At 63.6% G+C, this 25,500-nt stretch carries 25 protein-coding genes; 11 read left to right on the forward strand and 14 right to left on the reverse strand.

Going from position 1 to position 25,500, the window contains the following annotated elements:
* Positions 1–25 precede the first annotated feature (25 nt).
* The 10 genes from B9A23_RS16035 to B9A23_RS16075 all read left to right on the forward strand — a co-directional run bounded on the left by B9A23_RS16035 (position 26) and on the right by B9A23_RS16075 (position 9,639).
* On the forward strand, positions 26–2,995 hold the full coding sequence (locus tag B9A23_RS16035; RefSeq protein WP_042469208.1) for a Tn3 family transposase: 2,970 nt from the start codon (positions 26–28) through the stop codon (positions 2,993–2,995).
* 187 nt (positions 2,996–3,182) lie between these two features.
* Positions 3,183–3,515, forward strand: coding sequence for an ArsR/SmtB family transcription factor (locus tag B9A23_RS16040; protein WP_042469209.1), 333 nt, complete (start codon positions 3,183–3,185; stop codon positions 3,513–3,515).
* Between the two features lie 11 nt (positions 3,516–3,526).
* Positions 3,527–3,955 (forward strand): arsenate reductase (glutaredoxin), encoded by a 429-nt coding sequence (gene arsC / locus B9A23_RS16045; RefSeq protein ID WP_042469211.1) that lies wholly within the window; start codon positions 3,527–3,529, stop codon positions 3,953–3,955.
* The gene (locus tag B9A23_RS16050; RefSeq protein WP_042469213.1) at positions 3,955–5,241 is read left to right on the forward strand and encodes an arsenic transporter; all 1,287 of its coding nucleotides are present in this window, start codon (positions 3,955–3,957) and stop codon (positions 5,239–5,241) included. Before arsC ends, B9A23_RS16050 begins: the two co-directional genes overlap by 1 nt.
* A complete protein-coding gene (arsN2, locus tag B9A23_RS16055; protein WP_042469214.1) occupies positions 5,238–5,672 on the forward strand; it encodes an arsenic resistance N-acetyltransferase ArsN2 in 435 nt (144 codons plus the stop codon). The genes B9A23_RS16050 and arsN2 overlap by 4 nt, the downstream gene beginning before the upstream one ends.
* Positions 5,672–6,448: an arsenical resistance protein ArsH gene (arsH, locus tag B9A23_RS16060; protein WP_042469215.1), complete on the forward strand. Its 777-nt coding sequence runs from the start codon at positions 5,672–5,674 to the stop codon at positions 6,446–6,448. The genes arsN2 and arsH overlap by 1 nt, the downstream gene beginning before the upstream one ends.
* A gap of 207 nt (positions 6,449–6,655) precedes the next feature.
* The gene (locus B9A23_RS16065; RefSeq protein ID WP_042469217.1) at positions 6,656–6,925 is read left to right on the forward strand and encodes an HU family DNA-binding protein; all 270 of its coding nucleotides are present in this window, start codon (positions 6,656–6,658) and stop codon (positions 6,923–6,925) included.
* 88 nt (positions 6,926–7,013) lie between these two features.
* Entirely contained in the window at positions 7,014–7,181 is a 168-nt protein-coding gene (locus B9A23_RS22880) for a hypothetical protein (protein ID WP_157105538.1), read from the forward strand.
* A gap of 5 nt (positions 7,182–7,186) precedes the next feature.
* Positions 7,187–7,954: a hypothetical protein gene (locus B9A23_RS16070; protein WP_042469218.1), complete on the forward strand. Its 768-nt coding sequence runs from the start codon at positions 7,187–7,189 to the stop codon at positions 7,952–7,954.
* Between the two features lie 182 nt (positions 7,955–8,136).
* Positions 8,137–9,639, forward strand: a complete 1,503-nt coding sequence (locus B9A23_RS16075; RefSeq protein WP_066760132.1) for an ISNCY family transposase — start codon at positions 8,137–8,139, stop codon at positions 9,637–9,639.
* A gap of 185 nt (positions 9,640–9,824) precedes the next feature.
* On the opposite strand, the gene B9A23_RS16080 is transcribed toward B9A23_RS16075, so the two are convergent.
* Positions 9,825–10,265 (reverse strand): hypothetical protein, encoded by a 441-nt coding sequence (locus B9A23_RS16080; protein WP_254895154.1) that lies wholly within the window; start codon positions 10,263–10,265, stop codon positions 9,825–9,827.
* Positions 10,266–10,311: 46 nt separating this feature from the next.
* Here B9A23_RS16080 and B9A23_RS22350 point away from each other — a divergent pair, with 46 nt between their 5' ends.
* Positions 10,312–10,572 carry a hypothetical protein gene (locus B9A23_RS22350; RefSeq protein WP_139797517.1) on the forward strand — a complete coding sequence of 87 codons (261 nt, stop codon included), beginning with the start codon at positions 10,312–10,314 and terminating at the stop codon, positions 10,570–10,572.
* On the opposite strand, the gene B9A23_RS16085 is transcribed toward B9A23_RS22350, so the two are convergent.
* The 13 genes from B9A23_RS16085 to traC are packed head-to-tail and all read right to left on the reverse strand — an operon-like array spanning position 10,553 to position 25,500.
* Positions 10,553–13,831, reverse strand: coding sequence for a conjugal transfer protein TraG N-terminal domain-containing protein (locus B9A23_RS16085; protein WP_084280086.1), 3,279 nt, complete (start codon positions 13,829–13,831; stop codon positions 10,553–10,555). The two genes, B9A23_RS22350 and B9A23_RS16085, sit on opposite strands and share 20 nt — an antisense overlap.
* 24 nt (positions 13,832–13,855) lie before the next feature.
* On the reverse strand, positions 13,856–15,322 hold the full coding sequence (locus B9A23_RS16090) for a conjugal transfer protein TraH (protein WP_084280087.1): 1,467 nt from the start codon (positions 15,320–15,322) through the stop codon (positions 13,856–13,858).
* Positions 15,322–16,239 carry a conjugal transfer protein TraF gene (traF, locus tag B9A23_RS16095; RefSeq protein ID WP_084280088.1) on the reverse strand — a complete coding sequence of 306 codons (918 nt, stop codon included), beginning with the start codon at positions 16,237–16,239 and terminating at the stop codon, positions 15,322–15,324. Before traF ends, B9A23_RS16090 begins: the two co-directional genes overlap by 1 nt.
* Positions 16,239–16,646, reverse strand: coding sequence for a hypothetical protein (locus B9A23_RS16100; protein WP_056433140.1), 408 nt, complete (start codon positions 16,644–16,646; stop codon positions 16,239–16,241). The genes traF and B9A23_RS16100 overlap by 1 nt, the downstream gene beginning before the upstream one ends.
* Positions 16,646–18,631 (reverse strand): conjugal transfer protein TraN, encoded by a 1,986-nt coding sequence (locus B9A23_RS16105; protein WP_084280089.1) that lies wholly within the window; start codon positions 18,629–18,631, stop codon positions 16,646–16,648. The genes B9A23_RS16100 and B9A23_RS16105 overlap by 1 nt, the downstream gene beginning before the upstream one ends.
* 2 nt (positions 18,632–18,633) lie before the next feature.
* Complete coding sequence (gene trbC / locus B9A23_RS16110) at positions 18,634–19,377, reverse strand: type-F conjugative transfer system pilin assembly protein TrbC (protein ID WP_084280090.1); 744 nt, start codon at positions 19,375–19,377, stop codon at positions 18,634–18,636.
* An 11-nt stretch (positions 19,378–19,388) separates the two neighbouring features.
* Complete coding sequence (gene traU, locus B9A23_RS16115) at positions 19,389–20,402, reverse strand: conjugal transfer pilus assembly protein TraU (protein ID WP_084280091.1); 1,014 nt, start codon at positions 20,400–20,402, stop codon at positions 19,389–19,391.
* Positions 20,399–20,683 carry a hypothetical protein gene (locus B9A23_RS16120; protein WP_084280092.1) on the reverse strand — a complete coding sequence of 95 codons (285 nt, stop codon included), beginning with the start codon at positions 20,681–20,683 and terminating at the stop codon, positions 20,399–20,401. The genes traU and B9A23_RS16120 overlap by 4 nt, the downstream gene beginning before the upstream one ends.
* On the reverse strand, positions 20,680–21,339 hold the full coding sequence (gene traW, locus B9A23_RS16125) for a type-F conjugative transfer system protein TraW (protein WP_084280093.1): 660 nt from the start codon (positions 21,337–21,339) through the stop codon (positions 20,680–20,682). Before traW ends, B9A23_RS16120 begins: the two co-directional genes overlap by 4 nt.
* Positions 21,336–21,917, reverse strand: coding sequence for a S26 family signal peptidase (locus B9A23_RS16130; RefSeq protein WP_254895155.1), 582 nt, complete (start codon positions 21,915–21,917; stop codon positions 21,336–21,338). The genes traW and B9A23_RS16130 overlap by 4 nt, the downstream gene beginning before the upstream one ends.
* Positions 21,907–22,575: a TrbI F-type domain-containing protein gene (locus B9A23_RS16135; RefSeq protein WP_084280094.1), complete on the reverse strand. Its 669-nt coding sequence runs from the start codon at positions 22,573–22,575 to the stop codon at positions 21,907–21,909. Before B9A23_RS16135 ends, B9A23_RS16130 begins: the two co-directional genes overlap by 11 nt.
* Entirely contained in the window at positions 22,568–22,963 is a 396-nt protein-coding gene (locus B9A23_RS16140; protein WP_139797518.1) for a hypothetical protein, read from the reverse strand. The genes B9A23_RS16135 and B9A23_RS16140 overlap by 8 nt, the downstream gene beginning before the upstream one ends.
* Complete coding sequence (gene traC / locus B9A23_RS16145) at positions 22,960–25,500, reverse strand: type IV secretion system protein TraC (protein ID WP_084280095.1); 2,541 nt, start codon at positions 25,498–25,500, stop codon at positions 22,960–22,962. The genes B9A23_RS16140 and traC overlap by 4 nt, the downstream gene beginning before the upstream one ends.

The raw sequence follows: 25,500 nt of genomic DNA on the forward strand, positions 1-25,500 counted from the left end.
TTATTCGCCTCAGCGGGAGAGCAAAATGGCACGACGCCGACTTCTGACCGGAGACGAGCGCCGGCGCCTGTTCGATCCTCCTGTCCAAGAAACCGCGATCATTGGGCATTATACCCTTTCTGCGGAAGATGTTGAATTGGTTGGGCGCCGCTATGGTCCAGCAAATCGCCTCGGTCTGGCTGCACAAATCGCTTTGATGCGACATCCCGGCTTTGGTCTGCAACCCGAGATCGGGCTTCCCGACGTCATTCTTCAGTACCTCGCGGCACAGTTATTCGTCGATCCTTCCTCCTTCTCTGCATATGGTCAGCGCGCGCAAACCCGTACCGATCATGCCGATCTCGTGGCGCGTTATCTTGGCATACGCCCGTTTCGACGCGGCGACCTGGCACTTGCCCTGAATCTTGCCGCGCAAGCCGCCGAGTATACAGACAGAGGTGAACCGATTGTTCGCGCCCTCATGGTTGGCCTGAAGGGTGAGCGGTTCATTCTTCCGTCGGGCGACACACTGGAACGCGCCGGTCTTGCTGGCCGGGCACGCGCACGCAAAGCTGCCGCAGCCGCAATCGTCGAAGGCCTCAGCTCTGCTGAACTGACACGGCTAGACGAACTCGTAATCAACAACCCGGATTTCGGCATGACACCGCTGGCGTGGTTGCGTAATTTCGAAGAAGCCCCGACTGCGGCCAATATCAATGGCTTGCTTGAGCGCCTGCGCTATGTTCGCGGCATAGGTATCCACCCGGTAGTTGGGGGCGCCATTCCGGAATTCCGCTTTGCCCAATTTGTCCGCGAGGGCGGCGTGGCACCGGCATTCCTGCTTTCGGATTACAGCGTCAATCGCAGGCGGGCGACGTTGACGGCCGCAGTGATCGACCTTGAGGCCAGACTTGCCGATGCCGCGATCCAAATGTTTGACCGACTTATCGGCGGCATGTTCACGCGCGCGCGGCGTGGGCGCAAGCGTCGCTACCAAGATAGTATTCAGTCGGTGGGGCAACTCATGCGGCTGTTTGGCGCCACGATTACAGCACTTGATGAGGCTGTCCAGAATGGCGGCGATCCGCTCGAATTGATTGACGAAGCGGTGGGCTGGCACCGGCTTGTTGCGGCAAAGGCCCAAGTAGATGCCCTTGCTGATCTTGCCGGCGAGGACGCACTGGTAACGGCAACCGAGCGTTACGCCACGCTACGGCGTCTCAGCCCGGCATTTCTGGACACCTTCACCTTCAAGGCGTCTGGAACAGGGACGGCACTGATCAAAGCCATCGATGTCATTCGCGATGCGAACACACGAAAGTCGCGCGACCTTCCCGATGGCGTTCCACTGCCATTCCCCAATCGGCAGTGGAAGCGTCTCATCACCGAAAGCGGCCGTATCGACCGCCGACGTTATGAAATTGCGATCATGGCAACCTTGCGTGATCGTTTGCGCGCCGGTGATGTATGGATCGAGGGAACCCGCAACTATCAGCGCTTCGATGCCTATTTGCTGGGTCGGCGCGACGCCGCCAAAGTGGCGGATGTGCTTCCGTTCGGTTCAAATGCTGCATCCTACCTCGCTGACCGGGCACGAAATCTTGACTGGCGGCTGCGCCGATTTGCCAAGCAGTTGAAAACAAACAAGCTTGAGGGAGTGTCGCTCGAACGAGACCGGCTCAAGCTTCAGCAAATGCCGCCTGTCACCCCACCGGAAGCTGAAGCCCTCGATCGCAAGCTCGATACCCTGCTTCCCCGCGTGCGCATCACCGAGCTGCTGCTTGAAGTCGCCGAACGCACTGGTTTTTTGAACGCATTCCGTGACCTGCGCTCAGGCAAGGAGCACGACAACCCCAGCACGGTACTCGCCGCAATTCTGGCTGATGGCACCAACCTCGGGCTGGAGCGGATGGCCAATGCCAGCGAAGGCGTCAGCTATGCCCAACTCGCATGGACCCACAACTGGTATCTTTCACCCGAGAACTATCAGGCCGCGCTGGCCATGATCATCTCAGCCCATCACGAATTACCCTTCGCGCGGCATTGGGGCGCTGGCACCAGTTCGTCGTCCGATGGCCAGTTCTTCCGGTCGGGGCGGAGCCGTTCAGGGGCGGCGGACGTCAATGCCAAATATGGCGCCGAACCTGGCGTGAAAATCTATTCTCACCTTTCCGATCACTTCGCATCATTCGGATCACGGATCATGTCCGCGACGGCAGGTGAAGCGCCTTACGTGCTCGACGGGCTTGTCCTGGGCGCCGGCAACCTTCCGTTGCATGAGCACTATACCGATACCGGCGGCGCCACCGATCATGTTTTCGCACTCTGCCACCTACTCGGGTTCCGCTTCGCGCCCCGGCTGCGCGATATTGGCGACCGCAAGCTGGGTTCGATCGCTGCGCCATCGACATACAAGGGCATCAAAAATCTGATGGGCCGCACCATCAAAACGGCAGCGATCGAGGCCGATTGGGATGACATCGTCAGGATTGTCGCCTCAATCAAGGATGGCACGGTGGCGCCGTCAGTAATCTTGCGAAAACTTGCCGCCTACAAACGCCAGAACAGGCTGGATTTTGCATTGGCTGAACTGGGCCGTATCGAGCGCACTTTGTTCACGCTCGATTGGCTTGAACAACCGGAACTGCGACGTGCCTGTCAGGCCGGTCTCAACAAAGGCGAGGCGAGGCACACGCTTGCCGCCGCCATCTATACCAACCGGCAGGGTCGGTTCACCGATCGCTCGCTGGAAAATCAGGAATTTCGCGCATCTGGGCTGAACCTGCTGATTGCGGCGATTTCCTACTGGAACACGGTCTATCTCGACCGGGCCGCCCAGCACCTCAACGCTGTCGGCACGACGTTCGATGCGGCACTGCTTGCGCACCTTTCTCCGATGGGCTGGGCGCACATCAGTCTGACCGGCGATTACCTCTGGGAGCAGGCCAGGCGACTTCCAGCAGGTGAATTCCACCCACTCAACGAGCCAATGGCGCGGTTGAAGCGTGTAGCGTAGCCCATGTTCCGCTTATGTCCGAGAAATCGTTGTCTGGCGAACAAACCTTGAGGTGACGCCTGGTAGCCGCAACAGGGTCGCTGCTTGTCGCATCAACCAAGCCCTGGCCCCAACCATCCCGGCCAACGACCGGTAAGGCAGGGTATACGGGGCTGGACACACCAAGCATATCCATTATGCTGGATATATGGAAAACGAGGATGCCATCTCGGCGCTGGGTGCTCTTGCACAAGGAACGCGCCTTGACACGTTCCGCCTCTTGGTACGGCACGAACCGGATGGTTTGGCTGCCGGCGATATCGCGCGTCAGCTCGACGTGCCGCAGAACACCCTGTCGGCGCACCTCGGCATCCTCGCCCGCGCTGGCCTGGTCCGCTCCGCACGGCATAGCCGCTCGATCATCTACCGTGTAGATCTGGACGGCCTGCGCGCGCTGACGCTGTTCCTCGTCAAGGACTGCTGCGCCGGCAATGCGGAGCTGTGCGCGCCGCTCGTCGCCGAACTCACCCCCTGCTGCTGAAAGGACGCCCTGTGGCCGTCGATGTCGTCGTCTATCACAACCCCGAGTGCGGCACGTCGCGCAACACGCTCGGCCTTATTCGCAACGCCGGCATCGAGCCGCACGTGGTCGAGTATCTGAAAACCCCTCCAGCCCGCGCGTTGCTGGTCGAGCTGATCGATCGCGCCTGCATGACACCCCGCGAACTGCTGCGCGAGAAGGGGACGCCCTATGCGGAGTTGGGCTTGGGCGACACGTCGCTATCCGACGACGCGCTGGTGGACGCGATGATGGCGCATCCGATCCTCATCAACCGGCCGCTGGTCGTATCGCCGCTCGGCGTGAAGCTCTGCCGGCCCTCCGAAGCCGTGCTCGACCTGCTGCCGACCAATCAGCTCGGAGCGTTCGCAAAGGAAGACGGCGAGCAAGTGGTGGACGCATCGGGCCAGCGCGTCGCCTGATGCTCCTTGCTGTCCTGATCTTCGTTGCGACGATCGCGCTCGTCATCTGGCAACCCAAAGGCCTCGGGATCGGGTGGAGCGCGATGGGCGGGGCCGTCGTGGCGCTGCTTGCAGGCGTCGTCACGCTGTCCGACGTGCCGGTGGTGTGGGGCATCGTCTGGAACGCGACAGCCGCGTTCGTCGCGATCATCGTTATCAGCCTACTCCTCGATGAAACCGGATTCTTCGAATGGGCGGCGCTCCATGTCGCGCGCTGGGGGAGGGGGCATGGTCGCCGGCTGTTCGTTCTGATCGTGCTGCTCGGTGCGGCGGTGTCCGCGCTGTTCGCCAACGACGGCGCGGCGCTGATCCTGACGCCGATCGTCATCGCCATGCTGCGGGCGCTGGGCTTCAACGACAAGGCGACGCTGGCGTTCGTCATGGCGGCGGGGTTCATCGCCGACACCGCCAGCCTACCGCTGGTCGTGTCGAACCTCGTCAACATCGTGTCGGCCGACTTCTTCCGGATCGGGTTCGGCGACTATGCGTCCGTGATGGTGCCGGTCGACCTGGTGTCGATCGCAGCGACGCTTGGCGCGCTGCTGCTGTTCTTCCGGCGCGACATACCGGCGGATTATGACGTAGGCGCGCTGCGCGCGCCGCGTGACGCGATCCGCGATGCCGCGACATTCCGCGCGGGCTGGATCGTTCTTGCACTGCTGCTCGCCGGCTTCTTCCTGCTCGAACCGCTCGGCGTCCCTGTCAGCGCCGTCGCCGCTGCCGGCGCGATCCTGCTGCTGGTGATCGCGGGGCGAGGCCATGTGATCCCAACGGCCAAGGTGCTGCGCGGCGCACCCTGGCAGGTCGTGATCTTCTCGCTCGGCATGTACCTGGTCGTCTATGGCCTGCGAAACGCCGGCCTGACCGACCATCTGGCAGCACTGCTGGATCGCACCGCGCAAGGCGGCGTGTGGGGCGCGGCGCTAGGAACGGGCGTCATCGCAGCGGTCCTGTCGTCGGTTATGAACAATATGCCGACGGTGCTGGTGGGCGCGCTCTCGATCGACGCCACGCACGCGAGCGGCGCGATCAAGGAAGCGATGATCTACGCCAATGTGATCGGCTGCGATCTCGGCCCCAAGCTGACGCCGATCGGCTCACTCGCGACGCTGCTCTGGCTCCATGTCCTCGGGCAAAAGGGCGTGCGGATCGGATGGGGCTATTACTTCCGTGTCGGCGTCACGCTCACCGTACCGGTGCTGCTCATCACGCTCGCGGCGCTTGCAATCAGGATTAGCATCGCATGACCAGAACGGTCGCCACGTTGCTCGAACCTGCCGGTCTGGCTGGCTTGGCACAATTGCTCGATGCCGCGGACCTGCCGAGTGCCGATATCGCCGATCCCGGCCGCCTGATCATCCGGATTGAGGCCGATAGCCTCGTCGGTTTCGGTGGGCTCGAGGGAGAAGGGTCCGACCGCTTGCTCCGCTCGATCGTCGTCGTCCCCGATCGACGTCGACATGGCCTCGGGCGGGTGTTGGTCGCCGCCCTCGAACGACAGGCACACGACCTCGGGGTGGAGCGCCTGCACCTCCTGACGACCACGGCCGCACCATTCTTCCGGGCGCTCGGCTATGCCGATGCCGATCGCGGCGCTGCTCCCTCGGCCATCGCCGCATCGCGCGAATTCACCGCACTGTGCCCCGCGTCGGCCGCCTACCTCGTGAAAGCCCTCTGATGCCGCTCCGCACGCTCGCCGATCCCAATATCATGCCGGCGCTCGATCCGGCCTATGCCATCCAGCGACCCGCCGTGAGGCTCGGCCCGCTCGATCCCGCGCCGCGTATCCTTCTGCTCTACGGTTCGCTGCGCGAACGGTCCTTCTCCCGGCTGTGCGTTGAGGAAGCGGCACGCCTGCTCCGGTTCTTCGGCTGCGAGACGCGCATCTTTGATCCATCGACCCTGCCGCTGCCTGACCAACATGCTGGCGACGACCATCCGGCCGTCCACGAGCTGCGCGAGCTGTCCTTATGGTCGGAAGGGCAGGTGTGGTGCAGCCCGGAGCGGCATGGCCAGATCACGAGCATTATGAAGCTTCAAATCGATCATCTGCCGCTTTCTATGGGCGGGATGCGTCCGACACAGGGGCGCACGCTGGCGGTCATGCAGGTGTCGGCCGGATCGCAATCGTTCAACAGCGTCAACACGCTGCGCGTGCTGGGTCGCTGGATGCGAATGATCACGATCCCGAACCAATCGAGCGTTGCCAAGGCGTTCAACGAGTTTGATGACGCGGGGCGCATGAAGGCGTCCAGCTACTATGACCGGATCGTGGATATGATGGAGGAACTGGTGCGGTTCACGGTGCTGCTGCGCCCGCACGCGGTTCAGCTTGTTGATCGCTACTCAGAGCGGAAAGCGGCGGGCGTGCCAATCGACCGCGCGACCGATCTGTCGAGCATAGCGATTGCGGCCAAACCGCGTGGCCGGCACGCCGTCAAGGCAGGCGGCTGATGCGACGTTTGCCGAAGCGAGCCACGCTAATGTGGTCCCGCCGGCTAATCCGGCTTGTGCTCTGCGCTTTGAGAAACCTACGGGTTTCAACCTGCGTGGCCGGCCTCCCCAGGCGTCAGCTGGATCGTCGAGCGCTACCTGTCTTGCGCTGACGCGATTATCGCTTCAGGTCGCTACAGCGACAGATGAAGGGGAGCGTGCTTGACGATGAACACCAAGGATCTGGCCAAGGACGTTGCCGCCAAGCGGGGCGTCACCGAGAAGCAGGCCCTCGAGGTCATGGCTGGGCTCCTCGAGGGTATCGCGGAGGCGGCCGCCAAGGGTGAGGAGATATCGCTTCCCGGCTTCGGCAAATTCAAGGTGAAGGACACGCCCGAGCGCTCCGGGCGCAATCCGTCGACCGGCGAGGCGATCACGATCGCGGCGTCGAAGAAAATCACATTCACGCCGGCCAAGGCGCTTAAGGACCGACTGTAGGCTCGACAGCACCGGCCGGCGTCGCCCGGCCACGTGTTGGATGTTCACGAATTATTCGCTATCTAAGGCGTTGGAGAATGACAGGCGCGTGAACACTGCCAAATCTATGCGGCTGGCCCGGCAGGTGAAGGGGAGGTTCGGCACGTGGGCGGCCGTGCGTCAGGCCTCGCGCGTCGAGAACGGCGTATATGTGGTCGATCCAAGCGCTGGCGGTGACCGCGACAGCAAGGATGTAGCGGTTCCCGCCACGGCGTAACGGCCGTGACGTTCAGCTACTCGCTGTTCCTCGCACTGCTGCTGCTTTTCCTGGGGCTCTGCTTCTGGGCAGGGTGGCGCGTCGGCGAGCGCACCGATTTCCTCAGCCCAACCCCGGACCGGCCGAACTCTACGGTGACGCTGTTCATCGTGGTGTTCGGCACCATCGCAGGGCACCTTCTGGGAACCGGCTTCTTCGCCGCCCAGGCGGCATGGTGCCGGGCGACAAGCGTCTGTTTCGACCCCGGCTTCGATCCAAATATCTATCGCGCGCTCGCCCGCGGCGGCGCTGGGGCACGCGATGCGTCCGACCTCGCGCTGGAAATGTGGCTTTTCGCGATGCTCCTCATCGGAGCCGCGACGGGCTCGATCGCGCACTGGTTGGTGCAGCGGGAAGCAGTTAGCGGGAAGACCGACGCGATCGCGTTCGGCTGGCTCAACCCGGCCGTCCAAGCGGTCAAGAAGGGAGACTCGTTTGTCGTCGCCTATGTGCTGACAAAGACGAGCCACGAGTGCTTCACGATCGCATACGAGGGCACCGTCCAGCAGCTCGCGCTGGACGAGGAACAATCGATCAGATTCGTCGTCCTGAACGACGTCGACCGATTCCTCGTCAAGATATCTGAGAACGGCCTCGAGCGTGTGGACGCGCCGTCGACGCCGATCACGCAGCTTCAGATCACCGCGGTCGAGATCGCCAACGTCGCGCTTGAGGTAGTACGGGCGCCAGACATGGATGTTGCGGCAATCGAGGCTGAAGACGCGGGTTCATAACGCGGCGTTCGAGATCGTCAGACGTCCGTCAGACCTGTCTCCATCCATAAAGTCTAAATCCAAAAAGCTCTGCATTTAACATAATCTTTCTTATCGATCTTGCGCGTTTGTAGGCGCTAAGTAGAAATGACACTGCTCCGCTAGATAGAAAAGGCACACAGTGCCAGCGGGTCGCCGGTGTCATGGCCATCCTCGGCAGCGAGGATGTGCGAACGATGACGGTGCTGACGATGAGTACTGCCGAGGTGAGCCGGTTCGACACCCTGATGCGGCTCGACCGCGGTGAGATCCGGGTTGCAGACGCGATGGCGCTACTGAGCCTTGAGCGTCGACAGATCTACCGGTTGCTGGAGCGAGTTCGGCAGGACGGCGCAGCCGGGCTGATCTCGCGCAAGCGTGGCCGTCCGAGCAACCGGCGTTACGGCGATGCCTTTCGTGACCAGGTCGTCAGCCTCGTGCGCGAGCAGTATAACGGGTTCGGGCCCACGCTGGCGCGCGAGTATCTGGCCGAGCGGCACGGCATCCGGGTGTCGTGCGAGACGCTGCGGCAGATGATGATGGCAGCGGGGCTGTGGAAGGACCGCGCAGCGCGTCGCCCTCGCCCGCACCAGCCGCGTTACCGGCGGGACTGCCGCGGCGAGCTGATCCAGGTCGACGGGTCCAAACACTGGTGGTTCGAGGACCGGGGCCCGCAATGCACGCTGCTGGTCTATATCGACGATGCGACCAGCGAATTGATGCACCTGGAGATGGTAGAGAGCGAGAGCACCTTCGCCTACATGCGGGCCACGCGGACGTATATCGAGCGCCACGGAAAGCCGGTCGCCTTGTACTCCGACAAGCACAGCGCGTTTCGCAACAACACCGCTTCGGCGAACGGTGACGGCATGACCCATCTCGGGCGGGCGCTGCATGCGCTCAACATCGAGATCATCTGCGCCAACTCGCCGCAGGCCAAGGGGCGTGTCGAGCGGGCGAACGGCACGTTGCAGGACCGGCTGGTCAAGGCGATGCGACTGGAGGGCATCTCCACCATCGAGGAGGCCAATGCCTTTCTCCCCGCCTACATGGCCCGGCACAACCGGCAGTTCGCCAGGACGCCGTTCGACCCGCGCGATCTCCACCGCCCGCTGGCGCCGCACGAGAACATCGAGGCAGAGATGGTCTGGCGCGAGCAGCGCACGGTGACCGCGGCGCTGACGCTGCACTACAACAAGGCGCTGTTCATCCTGGAGCCGAACCGGGTCAGCCAGGCACTGGCGCGCAAGCGGGTAGATGTCTGCGAGTTCCCTGACGGGCGGATCGAGATCCGACACGACGGGCAGGCCTTGCCCTATCGCGTGTTCGACAAGATGCAGCGGGTGAACCAGGCAGCGGTGGTCGACAACAAGCATCTCGACGCGGCGCTGGCGATGGCGCGGCTCCTGCAGGAAACGGCACCACACCACCGCAAGCGGAACAACAACGAGCCGGCGCGGACCGCCCAGACTGGCGGTATGTTCGCCGCCTCGGCTGCTCCGACTGCATCGAAGGTGGATCGCCGCACGCTCTGCACGCCCAAGCTGAAGCGTGGACCGCGCCTTCCCAACACGGAACTCGTCGCGCGTGGACTGGCCGAATACGCGGGCCGAGATCGGAACACGCCGCCTCAGGAACCTGCCTCACTGCCTGCTGTTCTAGCGTGACCGGGCCCGCTGCTGGCGCAGCGGGTCCGTAGCCCTCTCAGAACTCACCGCATCAGCGGGGTCAGCGCTGCGCTTGTGGATGGCTCCACGCTGCCCCCGCTGCTACCAACGGTGTGTCAGTTCTATCTGGCGACGAATGTGTCTTCTCTAAGTGGCAGCAACACGCGTTTGCGCTTGCAGATCATTTACCAGAACTCTCGACCGCCGCGTATTTCACGCCACGCATTGTCCCACTTCACTCCAACCTCGCTACTGACAGGTCGAGATCCAGGCTCAAATTCGGTCATCGCGTCATCAATGTGCTGCGATGGCGCTCCTGGATTAAACGGTGCGATCCGGTGCCGTCGAAGGTGCCAGACATAGGCCTTCTCGTGTTCGCTTGCCGGCTCGGCCCGTCCCCAAGCCACGTCCTGAAATTGGCGCTGCGCAGCGCTCCTGGGTCGCCGCTCGCGCAGTCGCAGCGCCTCGTAGAAACCGAGATGCGCTGCCAACAGCTCCTCGTACCGAGCAGCGATGCGAGGATCCTCTACTGCCTCCTTCGCCGTCATCGCGCGTCCTGCAACGTCGGAAAGAACAAATACGGAAAACCGCTCGCTTAGTTCAATACGGTCTGCTACGCTTTGCAAGCGTAAATCGCGCCTGGTTAAGCCGATTGGTGCAGGAGAAGCGGCCATGTTGAACCATGATACTGGTCAGATGGACTGGGATGCCGGCCGCGCTCAAGGGCCAGCATTCCCCGCCTCGTCCTTCTCGGTGAATCCAGACAATCTTTTCGACCCCTCTACCCCTCGTGGCAGAGAGCTACTGGACGAGGTTTACCCATCTAGCACCGCTGATGTGGAAAACGAAGTGTCGCCGCACGCACGTTGGATCGTTGCTGCCGTGCTGATCGTCATGTTTATCGGCATATTCCTTATTCCTGGACATTCCTAAGCTGGAACCGCTTGGGGTCGACCGGCCTGCCATCCTTCCAAAGCTCGTAATGAAGGTGCGGGCCGGTCGACTTGCCCGTGCTTCCCACCCGACCAAGAACTGAGCCCGCCTCAACGTTACTACCTACCGGAAATGCCGACCGGTCCTGCATGTGGAAGTATTTGCTTTGCGACCCGTCGCCATGCTGCAGAACTAGGTAGTTCCCAGCACCGCCTCCTTGAAAGTCATTCTTCACCACTCGGCCGGACGCTGGCGCACGGATTTCAGTGCCCAGCGCTGCCGCGATATCGACGCCGCGGTGATGATGCCCCGGCTGCCCGGTTACCGGGTCGATGCGCCCCCCCATGTTCGAGCTCAACCGTCCGGAGATCGGCAGCGTTGCCCGCTCTCCCCGCGGCAGCTCGTAAACGTGGCTTGTTCCCTGGCCCATGCCTAGCGTGTCGCGCGCCCAATCACGCGCCCCCTCGACGCCGGGGAGCGTCGTCGGGATCCACGCGTCATTCCGCTCCCGAACGTGGTCGCCCAGACGTCCGGCCGTATCCTTGGCGTCGTCGACCTGGTTTCCAATCTCGAAGGCCTGACGAGTGATGCGTGCGGAGGCGTTCGGGATCGCGTCTGAGACCTCGCCGGCAAGATCGTGATCTCGCGAGCTGTCACGGATCGAGACATCGGGTCCCTGAGCAGCCACGCCAGCAGCGCGATGTCCGCCCCACTGACGAACACCAGCCGCAGTCGTCGACGCGGGACCATGCAAGGTTCCGCGCAGATGCTCCGGAACGCTGACGCCGAGCTCGTCCCGCACCTCGGCAACGCGACGCTCCATAAAGTCGCCAAGAAGGATGTCTCGAACCTGCTCCTGTTCCCGGGTACGCGGCATCACCATGCCGGGGGTCCAACCAGACTGCGAAAGATTGTCATCCTGCAGCAGCCGCTCCTGCGCGTACGTGACGAACTCCTGGGTCTCGTTACGGCTGAGCGACCAGCCCCTCGACGAGGCTTCACGAACGTCGTTGCTGACGCGCTGGAATGTCTCCTCCGCGCGGGTCGCCTCGAGCGAAGCCGACCGCGATTCACCAACGCTAACCCCGAGCTTTTGCGAAAGCGATCGTACTTCACTGTCGCCACTCGAACTTGTTTCACGGAAGAAGTCGTCCCGTGCTGCCTTTGCCTGAGTAGAATTGGTCTCTCTTGTGAGATATTCCTTCATTTCGCCGAGAGCTTGATCACCGCTTACTGTTCGGCCGGTATTTTCGGAGGCTATCGAGGCAAGCCGCATGGCGAGGCCACCCTTGGCACTGACGTCAGCAAACTTATTCTTCCAAACCTTAGCAAGTGCTTCAATGCCTGCATTTGCGTCGCCGGTAGTTTGAGTCGCGCGCGAAACCAGCTGACTGTCTGCCTCACTCAAGCCAAATCGGCTGGTGAGACCATTCGCCATACCCCTGGATACGTCAGTCATTTTAGCGACGCTATTGTTGAACCCCGAGCCGGTCTCAGTCGAACTGCCGCGACGGCGTTCAGCCGCGCTCAGCAGGTCGGTTGCCGTCGTAGCGGTCGCATTCCAGGACTGCGAAGCCGTGGTGCGCAACGAGTCCGTATGAGATTGACCGTCCGATAGAGCCCTGCTCATCTGGCTATCGAACCCGGCCGTGCGCGTCGGCGTAAACCCGAGACGCGAGATCCCCTGCGACGTGTCGAAGGCGTTGGACCCGTCCGAGAACCCGTACGTCACGCCGCCATCGGCGTTCGTGAAGGAGCTGACGGCATAGCCCGAGTTGAACTTCGGCTGATCGTCGAACTTGTTTGCCTGCGTGTTGTTAGCCGTGAGGTTCTGGAACGATGTGTTCCCGTACGAATAGTTGCCCGTCGTCCGCTCGGTCGCGGCCTGCTCCGCGGCGCTCTGGGCGGGCTGCAGCATCGACGTTGCGTGCCCGGCGATTGCCATGGCACCACGGGCCATCCCGCCGGCGATGAAAGGTACGCTCATCATCAAAAAGCCGGCCAGCGTCGTGATGGACTCGTTCACGCTCGCCATCCCGTCGACCACCAGCAGGCTCGGCCCGGTTGGCGAGACGGCGTGGTAGAGGCTGGCTGCCCTGCTCATCACGAACATGTGCAGGATGACGTAGAGCGGCCCCCAGGAGGCGAGATAAAAGAAGCCGGTCGCATAGCCCTTCAGCGTCTGCACGCCGGTGCGCGGGAACAGAAACAGCGGGAAGAGCACCGGGAACATCGCATAGAAGACGACGGTGAGGACGATCCCGAGGAGCGGCACCCAGGTCATCGCTTGCTGCGCGATCGAGGTGTAGGTGTTCTTCGCCTGAGCGTCAGCGCGCTGCGCCGCATAGGCGTCCCAGCCGGCCTCGGAGAAGCTCTCGCGCGCCGCGAGGAAGGCATCGATCATCGAGACCTGGCGTAGATAGCTATACGCGTCGCCGCTGGATCCATGCATCTCCTTCGCGACGATCGGCAGATCGTCCTTCAGGCGCTGTGCCGCGATCTCATCAACAACGCCTGGATAGGCGCTCTTGGCGAAGAAGGGGATGTCGTTGTCGTACTCCGCCTTCCACTGGTTGGACATCCGCGTGTAGGCTTCGTTGCACGGAATGATCGAGTTTTCCGTCGTGTCGGTGCCGGTCGACGTTATCCAACGTTGGCTGCGCGCCGGCGACCCCGGCCCGATATCTTCCCAAAGATGGTTGGACTTCGTCAGCTGGTTCATCGATTTGAAGCCCAGCAGCACGTCGTAGAACGTACATTGCTTCAGGTGCTCGTCGATGTTGGCGCGGAATACGCTATTGGTCAGCTCGAAGGTACGCGCCTTGTCCATCAACCGCGCGCCATAGATCATGCCGTTGGTCGACAGGGCGAGCGCGTTCGGCATGACGAAGACCGTCTCGGCCGACCGAGTCAGCCAGTCGCCGGCCTGGCTCGTGAAAGATGCCATTACGCCGAGACCAAGCGGGACGTTGTCGACGACGGCCGGCGCAAGTCCCGGGTTGATCCGGTCGGTGACCTTGATCGTGACGGTCGGCACCATCAGCATCATGTAGATGAGGGTCGACTGCAGGAACCAGTTGAACCAGGCGCGCCAATCCAACGAGAAGGCGACCACGAACAGCGAGTAGGTGAGCCCCATCACCATCACGACCTGAAGCATCGAGCGGTAGCCCCCGCCCCCGCACCACGCCGCGACCGCGTTCAGCACGTTGACGATGAACTCGCCCCCGCCGATCGTGAAGACTTCAAGCGCGCCCATCGTAGTCGCTCCCTGCCCTGCTGCTTACCGAAGACCCTGCGAGCTCAGACCGCGCCCGAAGCGGAGCGAGGCGGTCATCTGCGGGCTCATGGTGTTCTTCAGCGTCGATTCCAGGAACTGCGTTTGCTGGATGACACGGTAGGTGTTCTGCACGTCGGCCGACATCTTCGTGCTCCGGCGCGCCAACTCGGTCTTCACGTTGTCGACCTGCTTCCGCCACGTCTCGAACTCCGTGGTGGAGACGTAAGCGGCACCCTGTTGCGACTGCGAGATGACGTCGAGCATGCGGTCGAGCATCGAGATGAGCATATCGATTGCCACCATCTCGGACAGGGTAGCCTTGTCGCCCGAGCCCAACCCCATGTGCGCTGCCTCGTTGACCACGAGGATCTTGTAGAGCGGGATCGACGTCATCCCGAGCAGATTGATCTCGTTGCCCGACAGCGCGGCGTTCGAGCGGATCTTCGCGCTCATGCTATCCATCATCTTCAGCACTCGAGTCCGCAGCGCGACTTCGGTGGGGATGCTGAGCTTGGTCGACGTCGGGCTGATGCACCCCTTTTCATCCGTCGTGTCACACGACCACACGTCGGTCGGCGCCGATGCCGTGCCGTCGAGAAGAGCCTGGTACGTGTCCCAGCTTGCCGGAGCGATGAAGCGGAAGCCGCCCATGCTGTCGGCCTTCTTGGTGGAATCATAAATGATCGTGCCGACCATCGTCATCAGGAACTCGGCATATTCTTTCGACGGCTTGGTCGCGCTTTTCGCGTTGAGCGCATACCAGGTATAATTCTTCGACTGGACCAGCTCGGCAGCGTCGCCGGCCTTGGCGATCGTGTCCTCGCGCTCGCCCTTGTTCGTGCAGCCGTGACGGGCCGACGCGGCATCCGAGAAGAAGCCTTTGGCGCCGCCCACCTGCTGGCAGATGGTGGAGCTAGCGCCGTCCATCTTGGGCCAGATCGATCCGATCGCCTGCTGCGCGGCCTCGCAGCTCGACATGTTGAAGGCGTTGAGCGCCTGAACGCGCTGGCTCATGTCCTTCATCACCCCGCCGATCTGCGCGGAGATGCTATCGATCGCGAGCTGGAACGCGAAGCCGATCGCGTTGTTCGCCGTCGCCTTCAACGTGGCGACCATCTCGTCGGCGTTGATGAAGCTGAAGCTGCCGGCGAACAGATCGATGCCGCCGCAGCCTGCGCGCGCCGATGGCAGCGCCACGCTTACCGGATTGATCGACTTCTGGGGGAACCGGCTCCACACCGAGCCGCCCGAGTAATAGCCAGCCGATTGGCCGTTGAACGCGGTAGGACCGGTGACGTTCGCCGACGCGCCCGCCGAGTTGAAATAGCTGTTCATCTCCTGCCCGACGTCGGCCATGGCGGGCTGCGAGACGAGACCGAACACCGCCAGCAACATGGTCAGCTGCGCGAAGGTCGCTGCGGTGACCCTCGCGAGGCGGCGCGGGGTGAGGCACTGGATCAGCCGGCGCATCAGAAGTCACTCCCGGGTTCGACGCTGGTGAGGGTGAAGATGCGGTCCATCACCTCGTCTGCGGCCATGACACCGTACCCGATTGGCATCGGACGCTTGGTGACGGTGTCGAACAGGACGAGAGCAGGCACCTGGCCGCCCTGCATGCCCATCGCGCGGTATTGGCCTGTGTCGACGGTGAAGTTGGGGAACGTCTTGGACGGTCCCCCATCGAGCGAGACCGCCATGACCGTCAGGCCGAAGCGATCCGACACGCTTCGCATGATCGGCCCGAACACCTCGCACGCCGCGCAGGCGGACGAGTAGAAGTAGAACACGCCGTAGCGCTTAGAGATCGATCCCAGCACGCGGTTCTTGTCCGCGGTGCGCGTGTCGAGCCATGTCCGCTTGCCCAGCTGATTGACCGGGCGCTGCAGCGTGTAATCCAGCTCGGGGTTCTGCCAGATCGAACGGCGCCACATGTCCGCGAACGACGAAGCCCGATTGAGCTGCTGCCGCTGGTAGCTGATGTACGAGGAGACGTTCTCCGGGGTCGGGTCCAGGATCGCCCTCGCCTTCTTCTCGTCCAATTCCTTGCCGATCGCCGCCAGCTGCTCGGCCGCGGACTGCGCCGGCTGCGCCGCCTTGCGATCCGACGGGTTGGGCTTCGGCTTCTCACAGTAGAACCACGTTCCGAGCTTACGCTCCCCGCAGTAGAACGCGTCGCCCATTTGGCTGGCGACGCGGCGGTCATTCTCGTCGCGGACGGCGTCCGGCCTACCCTGCCCGCGCATCGTCACGCTGTCGGATAGCTCGGACGTCGCTTCGTCGCCGGCGATCGGCTCTTCCGCATACCGAGCCTGGGCGATCGCCGCTGGTGGCACGATCGCGCCAGCGGCAAGCGACGCGACGAGAGCGAGCGTGAGTGTAATGCGCATTATCGGTCCCCGTCCTTGTGCTGGTTTCCCTCCTCACTCGCCTTGCGATCGAGGTAGGCTTTCATCGTCGAGAGCATGTTCGGCTCCTGGGCCGAGACGAGCTTGGTCACGTCGTCGGCGAGGATCCTGAACAGCGAGCCGTAGAGACCCATCACGATCCTGGCGGTGTGCCGGCGCGGGTAGAGCGTGTCGCCACGCCGCAGCACGTAGTTCGCGCGCACGAGCCGGCCCGCAGTGGGCTCGAGATCCGAGACGCCAAGCTTGCAGTCGAACCAGGCGTCTAGGGTCGGAAGCAGGAAGGCCAGCGGGTGCGGCCCGGCACGCATGAGCGCGATCAGCAACGCGAACTCCATGACCGACATGTCGGTGAAGCGGCGATGACGGTCGAAGGGCGCGACATCGCTCATTACGGCTTCCTCGTTTCGTAGTAATCCTTGATCCGCTGCTGGATCATGGTCGACGTCGCGAGCTCATCCGGAAGCTTCGCGGCGTCGGTGAACTCGGCAACGACCTCGGAGAAGTCCATCACCGAGAGGTTGAGGCGCGAGAACTCGTCGATCGTGAACCCTTCGCACGTGCCCTTCTTGGCGCTCCCCCAAGGCTTGCCGAGCTGCGGTCGGCCCTGCTCTTGGAGGATGCGCGTCAGCTTGGATGCAAAGCAGCAGTAAGCATCCTTCGACGTCACGCAGATGCCGAGAACCTTATCCGAGCAGTAAGACCCAAGCTTGTGGCAGAGACCCTTGTCGTCCTTCTCGTCCAACTGCTTCTCGGCCGAGCTGCATAGCCAGGGGGTGAGCAGCGGCACGCCCTTGCCCGAACAGCAATTCGAGGCACCAAAGATCTTCTTGTTGCAGGTCTCTCGGGTGCCCGAGAACAGCGTCAGCGTGTTCTCGTTGAACTCCGCATTGGCCTGACCCAGCGCGTGAAGCCCGACGACCGCGTCCTTGAACTCCGTCGACGCCTCACGCTCGACCGGCTCGCAGTCGCCGTTGATGCAATAGACGTCGTCGCCGCAGATATACTGCTTGGCGTCGTCCTGCTTATCGGGGAGCGGGCATTTGTAGACCTTGGTCGAAACCTTGCACGGCCCGTCCTGCGGATCGTCGAGGCACTCGTCGCGGACGTAGCTGCACTTCGGATTGCCGGCGAGGCTGGCACAATCCGAGGTCTGGATCATGCTCGTGCAGGTGTAGGTGCGCTCCCAGTTCCAGCACGCGCGGGTGACCTGAACCCCATTGATCGTCCGGGTGGTCGGATCCGGATCGACACAGGTCTCGCCCTTGAGCTCGCACGTCTTGCCGCTCGTCGCCGCGTTGCACATGGCCTCGTTGCGGCGCTCGTTCACGACCTGACCGGTCGTCTCGGTTGCGTAGTAGCGCTGCACGGCCGGGGAGTCGCACTCGTACGTGATCTCCTCGCCCTCTTCGACGTCGGGCTCGTAGCACTTGGTGATCGTGCCTTGACGACAGACGTTGTAGAGAACCGTGGCGCGTGATCGCTCGCGGCAAATGCCTTGGGCGACTGGCTGCGTGAAAGCCGGCGTGCAACGCCGAGCGGTGTTGTCATTGGACATCGGGCGGCGACCCACCCAGTTCTCGCAGGTATAGATGTATTTGGTCGAGCCCGGGATCACGTCGACGACGAGGGGCGTGCGGCAGATCGCTTCGCCTTCCTCGACCTTCGTGCCCGAGTTGCAGCTCGCCTCGTAATAGCCGGTGCTGCCGCTCGGCGGGAGCGGCTTGCAGCTGCCGTCGGTTGCGCCCATCGATTGTCCGTCGAGGTAGCTGTTCGGATCCTTCTCGACGTCCTGCGCACGGGTGATCTCGTTTGGTGCGAGCGTCACCTTCACCCGATCCGGATCGGTGACCATCTTCCAGGCCTCGTTGCTGCCTACCGCGGCGTTGCCGGCTGCGGTCAGCCCGTCGGGATCGTCCGCATACGCCTCAGCGGGGTTCGCAGCCGGCGAGTAGCCCGGGACACTGGTCAGAGGCGTCGACGTGGGGAGACTGGCGGCACTAGCGCGCGCCGGCTTCGCGAGCGCCTTCGCATCTGCGCGGGCTTTGTCGAGGTCGCCTTTGGGGAAGACATAGGGCTGACCCTGGATCTGCGCGCTGGGCTGCTGAACCGCCTGCGCACGGACAGCGGCCTGAGCGGTCGACTGGGTCGGCGCCTGGGTTACCGACAGCGCCGGTGCCGAGGTGACACTAGGCTTCGGTGTCGGCGTGGGCGTCGGCGTCGGGGCGGTGGGCTGGTTGAAGTAGGTGTAATCGCCCATGTCATAATAGCCGCCGCCCGATTGGGTCTGCGCCTGGCCGCTCGTCTGAGCCTCCAGCGCGACCGGCACCGCGAGCAAAGCGGCGAAACCGGCGAGGATGGCGCGGCCCCCAGCCATGGTCAGGGTGCCCGGCCGAGGTTGGCGAGCGCGGTCTTGGCGATCAGCGCGCCCGGCCCGTTCGCGTCCGAGAAGGTCTCGAGCGCATAGCGGACCGTCACGTTTCCGACGATCCGGTCAAAGGGTGGCGGTTCGCTGCGACAGGTGAGCCCATCGCAGGGCGTGAAATCCGTGGAGGTGACGACCATCGCCGGCACCGCATCGACATTGAAGGCCCGGAAGAGCCGCGGATCGATGCCGATCGAGGCGAACTGCTGATCCTTGGTGACGACCTTGGAGAGCGCGGCGATGAAGGCCTTGCCGGAATTGCCTGGAAAGCCGCGAAAGACCACAACGCCTCCCGCAGCCGACGTGTCGGCGATGATCTGCTTGAGCGCCTGCTCCGGCATCGAGGTCGAGACGAACACCATGAACTGCGGGGCGCTCCCGCGATTGTCCTTCATGTTCGCCGAGGCGGTCTGGATCATCTCGTCGAAGTCGACGGCACCCGCCGGCCCCTTGGGCAGGTTCGCGCGATCGATCGTCCGCACCTGCTCCATCGCGACCGCGTGGACCGTCTCCGCGTCCTTCCGGAACGCATCACCGCGCCGCTGCACTTCGGTCGAAAGCGCCTGCGCGTCGGCCGCCATCGTCTCCGAGCGCGCGCGGATCGCGTCGAGGTTCAAACCTTCCACGGTCTGCCCCAGCACCGCCGCACCGGTGCCCAACGTCGCGAGAGCCGCAGCTGAGAGAAGGAGCTTGTGCATGGGGACTATCCTCACAGCATGCAGCAGTTGCGCTTGCGCCAAAGCAGATACCCAAAGTCCTCTCCCCCTACAGGGAAGGCACGGCCGGCATCCGGCGGAAGCGTTGAAGCGCCGATCGGCGAGCAAGCATATTTCCCACTGACAGTCGGTGTCGGGTTGGTCATCTGAATCCGATATTGCGACTTCTTCAGGATCGGCATGATGTACTTGTTGCAAAGGGCCTTTGACCCTGCCGTGCCCCAGGCCAGACCCTGGCGGTGCATCTTGAACAACAGCCGCTCCGCGGCGAGCCGTGAGGATTGAACGGGCGAGTTGTGGGCAGCCACATTGCCGTTCATCGGGAACATCGAGCCGTTGCACCCATCGCACCAGAACATCTGGTCGATCGGCAGCTTGGCAGTCGCCGCGGCGCAGTCGGCCGCGCAGGCGGCCACCGCGATCGGATTGTTGAACAGCGCCACTTCCGGATTGATGACCGTGGTCAGGGTGTCATCGTTCCAGAGCGGATCGATCTCGGTGATGTAGGCAACGTCGAAGGTCGTCTGCTCGAAGCAGGCGAAATCGGTGAGGATCTCGAGCCAGTAGAGCAGCGGATAGACGTAATAGTGCGCCTGCCAGTTGGCCGAAGCTTGGGTCGCCCCACCCTTGATCAGCGGCCCGGTATATTGGCCCTGCCCGATATCGAGCCCCGGGTTGAGCCGCAGACCACCAAGATTCGGAAAGCACCACGGCTTGGTCGTCACATCGACGAGACGAGCGGGCTCCCAGAAACCGATCGCGATGCCGATCCGCGGCACCGGGCTGCCGCAGGCGCAGACCGGCAAGTCAGGGTTCTTGGTGTCGGGACGCGAACCCGGCCAGATATGCAGCCCGCCCACCGACAGCGGGAACAGGCACGACCAGCAGACGTCCGTGATGGGATTGACGAACTTGCCGGTGCAGTTCGACGGGCCTGCGCTCGCCGGCGCCGGCAGCAGCGCGAAAGCTGCAACGATGCCGAGGAGTGCAAGCAGCCGGCGGATCATGCGACGTCGCCCCCTTCGCGAACCGCGACGAGTTGGTCGAGATAGGCGTTATCCGCTCGGTTCTTGGTCGTCGCGTAGATCGGCACCAGGATGGCGAGCACGCCGATCAGCAGCGCCGCGATCCCCCCTGCCCCGTTGCCGATCACGCTGCGCAACGGAGCCAGCGACACGATGGTCATCACCAGCAGCGCAGCGCATCCGAGGATCGTCAGCCGCATCGCCTTGAGGCGTGGCGTCTCGGGAGCTGCCATCGGTGTGCGGAGCATGTCGAGCCACATCATGACGCGCCTCCCGGCAGTTCGACTTCGCTGACCCGCATCGCCTGACCTTCCGGCGCGACGATCGCGGGGACATGGGTGATGCCGAAATGGCCGCTGAGCCGGCCCTGCTGGTCGAAGAAGAAGCGACGCTTCTTCTCGCCCATGCGCTCGAACGGCGAGCCGGCGACGAAGATGATCTTGGCGGCGGTCGCGCTCCAGCGCTTCAGCGCCCAATCGACCTGAGCGTCATCACGTCCGTCGATGAACACGAGGTCTATCTTGAGCGACACGAACGCGAGCGGATTCACTCGGGTGCCGGCCGCAGCGACCAGGTTACCCTTCACATCGCGCAGATCCCGATCGAGGACGATCGAGGGATCGAAGGTCCAGCTCTTCGCCTCGCGGACTGGCGTGATGCCGCTCACCGGTAGCGGGTTGCGCACGCGGTTCTCGGCATTCGCACGCATGGTCGCCTGCATGCGCTCGATACCCCCGTTCGCCTGCAGCGCCTTGAGGCGACCATCGATCGTAGTCAGGAGATCGGGCTCAGCGATGCCCCAGGTCTGCCCCATCACGCCATGGTCGCGCGCGAGGGCGCCCTGAACGAGCGGCCAAGACGAACTGGCGACGAGCGCCACAGCGAACGTGCCCGTGGCGAGCAGACGGCGCGCGCTCATAGGATGGGCGTCCCGGTGCCGATGATCTGGTTTGCGCAGGCGAAACCGATCTCGGCATAGCGACTGTCGAACCCGTCGGGATGCGGCGTGCCGACATAGTAGCAGCCACGCGGCACCCGGCCGACCGGTCCGGGCGTAAGCGGCTCGCCGGTGCGCGTCAGCGGCTTCATGTGCGCGACGCGAACGCCGTCGACGTAAACGTACGATCCGCGGTGCTCGACGAGCGCACCGGGCATGCCAATCACGCGCTTGCCGAATGGCCCGGAGGTCGGGCCAAAATGGCGCTGCACGAGCGGGTTCGCAGGCGGTGCGAAGAAGACATAGTCGTCTTTCGCGGGTGTATGGTGGAGGTGGACGAAGAAGGCCCAGTTCGGGAGGCTATCGCTGGCGTTGATGAGGAAGGCGTTGTTCTTCTGCCAGTCCGCGATCGTGTTGTAGGAGGCCCAGGCGACAGCCATCAGCGCCACCGCGCTCCACTGCCTCACGCGTTTGGTGAAAAGAGCGCGCCGGTCGACCGCTCCCGGAGCAGCGGTTTGCCCCGATGCGGTCTGTTCGAGCAGAGCGGCCTTACTGGCCACTGGTCGACCCAATGACCGAGGGGGCGATCGCGGCGTCGAGTGCTGAGCCCTGCGCCGGCGGTGCGAACGGTGATGCGGCCGGCGCGATCGGCGCGGCTGCCCCGGAGGCTGATGGGGCAACCGCGCCAACCGCGGGACCTGCCGGCGATGCTGGGGCGGCCGCGGGAAGCGGGACCTTCGCATAGACCGCACGGCGGATCTGATCGGTGATGTCTGGTACGTTCTTGGAAAGAATGGCCTCGCCGACGAGAACGGTCGTGCCCGACGCGCCGATCTTCTGCAGCTCCTGATCGAGCGCGCCCATGAAGGCGCGAGTCTGAGCCGCCACGGCTTCGGGCTGACCGTTGCTGTGGCTCTGAGCCTGGACGTACTCGCTGACGATCGTCTCGAGCCGGACGCTTGCCATCGGCACCGCCGCAGCCGGGCTGGCGATGTGCTTGGTGACCCAAGCGCCCCACAGCAGCATGACGATCGCGATCGCGGCCATTGCCCAGGTGATCGGCGGCAGGCCCTCGGCTTTCTTGACGGCCGGCGGTGGTGCACCAGGCGCCCGGCGCGAAATCGGCAGCTCGCCGCCGGAGAGGTTGAACCGATCGGTAGGTGACCCGGTCGGGTGAGCGGCCGCGGCCGGCGCGGGCGTGTCGAGGACGTCAACCATGACGGGGGCCTTTCGAGGGAACGAGGATCGCGATGAGCAGCTGCCAGCGCAGCAGAGCGATGACCCCGAAGATGAGGATGGCGACGATCCGCAGCTCGCCGACGAACGTCGCCCGCCGAACGGCATCGGCCGAGACGAAGCGCGATCCCAGGTTGGCGATCTGCGAGAAGAAGCCGATGGGGGTGAAGTTGCCCAGCATCAGGAAGAACAGGACGGTCACGCCCATCGCCGCGAGCGTCGTCATCGCCAGCCATCCTGAGAAGCGCAGCGCGACATAGCTCGTGTCAGCAATCGCCCCGCGGAGGTCGCGCTGCCAGCGGCGGGGCACTCGCCGCCGCGTCGCGACCTGCCAGTCGCTGTCGAAGCCGTAGCCTTCGGTCGCGCTCATTCTGCGGCCTCCAGATACTGCTCCGGAAACGCGACGCGCTCGATAGCCTCGTCCATCGAAAAGCCCTGCTCGATCAGGTGCTCGATCGCGGCGAACGTCTGCGGGCTCGAGGAATAGAGCGTGGCCGAATACTTATCGAGGACGAGCCGGCCGACCGCCTGGCTATCCGGGCCCTTGATCATGATGTCGGAATATTCGGCACCATTGCGCTTCAGCGACCGAAGCAGGCTCTCGGTATAGGGATCCATGTCGAACCGCCCGTGCTTTTGGAAGTCCGAGATCGTGTCTGGCTTCTGCATGAGAATGACCGACCAGTCGCTGTTCTCCAGCGCCGCAAGGCTGCCCTCCGACTTGTAATAGTCGTTGAGGCTCTGCGTCGCGGTGATGAGCGAGGCGCCGTATTTGCGGCACGTGCGGCTATACGTCTCGACGAAGTCGGCCATCGATCCGCCGCGCAGCATCTGCCACGCCTCGTCGATCAGCAGCGCCTTGGGGATCTGGCGATCCATGCGACGCATCGTCTGGCTCGACATGAACATGATTGCGGTGAGCACGACGGAGCGGAGCTCCTCGCGACTGGCGAGGTCGGACAGCTCAAAGACGGTCAACGCGTTCGACATGTCGACCGACGCCTCACCGACGAAGAACTGGCCGTAGGTGCCCTCGGAGGAGAACGGGAACATGGCGATCGCGAGATCGGTCCCCTGCGGGCTGCCATCCGTACGCAGCTCCTGCACCACGTCGTCGACGCTGCCGCTGCGCCCCTTCGCCTCCCACACCCGATTGACGGCTCGGTCGATAAGGCCGCGTTCGGTGTCGTTGAGCTTGTCGATATGGCGGCCCATCTGCCCGATGATCGACTTGAGCATCGCCAGGGCGTCGACGAGATAATCCTCGTCCTGCGCCACAAGGGTCTCATCGATCATCGAGAACGGATTGAGGCTGAACCCGTCGCGCAGGCGGAACTCGACGAAGTTGCCACCGAGGCTCTTGGCCATGTGCTCGAACGAGCGGCCGTCGTCGATCACGATGATCTTGGCGCCGACGCCGGCAAAGGCGGCGCACAGCTCCTGCAGGGCCACCGACTTGCCCGACCCCGACTTGCCGAACACCGCGACGTTATGGTTGCCCGCCTTGTTCTCGAAGGGCGACCAGAAGAAGGGCTGGCCACGCCGGCCGACGAACATCAGGTGCGGGAGGTGCCCGCCGAGATACTCACCCTGGATGGGAAGCATGTTCGCCGTCGTGCTGGTGAGCATCGTGCGCAGCCGCTTCATGCGCTTCAGGTCGCTGTCGATGCCGTTGCCGAGCGTCATCGGCAGGCACGACATGAACGCCATGATCTGGAGGAACCGCTCGTCCAGCAGGTCCCAACCCGCCGCCTTGTACATCGATTTGACGGTGCGCTCGTTGGCATCGCCCTGCCCTTTCGGGCTGATGATGCCGACCGAATAATAGGCCTGGACGAGCTTCTTGCCGAGCCTGAGCTCTTGCGTCACGTGCTCCCATTCGCGGCTCTGATCCTTGAGCTGCGGGAGGAGCCGTGCCGACTTGGAGTCCGCGAGGCTCGAGGTGCGCATGAACTTGTAGCCGGCCTTGGATGAGGCAGCCTGCTCGTCCTGGTAGCACAGACACAGCGAGGTCAGCGTAGGACAGCCCGGGCGAAGCTTGTCGGAGAACATGTCACCGATCAGCTTCTGCACGTCCCAGGGCGCCCAGCGATTGGGCAGGTTCCGGACGGAGAAGAAGCGGTAGTCGAACGTGTCCGGGCGGATCTCCTCATAGGCCGTCTCGCCCGAAAGATTGGTGACCGCTCGCAGCGGCTCGACCGAGACGAGCAGGCGATCCGCCTGCACCACCGTCTGTACGTCGCGACGCATGCACTGATCGGCGATGGGGTCGAGCTCGGAATATTCGAGCACCTCCTCCGCCACGTTGAACGCGGGAGCGGTGATGTCGTCGATCAGCGAGATGAGGTCGACCGGCTTCATGCGGGCCGACGGCATGTCGATCGACTGAAGCGTCGAGACGATGCCGTCGCGCACGCCGACAAGCTCCTCGGGGCTCGACTTGCCGCTGGCGATAGACACGGACAGGAAGATGCGGTGATTGCGGACGTGGAAGGGCCCGTCCTTCGACATTGACACCCACGCACCCTGGCGGAGGAAGGCTGAGCGATGCTCGGCGATCTTGCGGTGGACACCGCCGGCCTTGAAGCGCGGGAGCGCATATTGCGCGATCAGCTTGCCGACGCGCGGGCTCTGAAACGCGAGGATCTGCACGCGCGCATTGGCGGGGATACTTTCCGAAAGGAGCTGCGCCAGGATCTCGCCTGTTCGCTCGTCCGCGCCCATGAGCGGCGCGAGCTCGAGTGCGAAACCGATCGAGTTGGTCTGGTAGAAGATGTCGTGTCGCTGATCGTAGCTGCGGTACGGCAGCCAGTTCGAGAGCATCGGCGCGTCGAAGGCCGGCGTGCCCTCGTCCGTCCCGCGCGTATCGCCCAGCATGCGAGCGATGAAACCCCTCTTGGCTGCCAT

The sequence above is a fragment of the Novosphingobium sp. B1 genome, assembly GCF_900176395.1.
Classification (GTDB): domain Bacteria; phylum Pseudomonadota; class Alphaproteobacteria; order Sphingomonadales; family Sphingomonadaceae; genus Novosphingobium.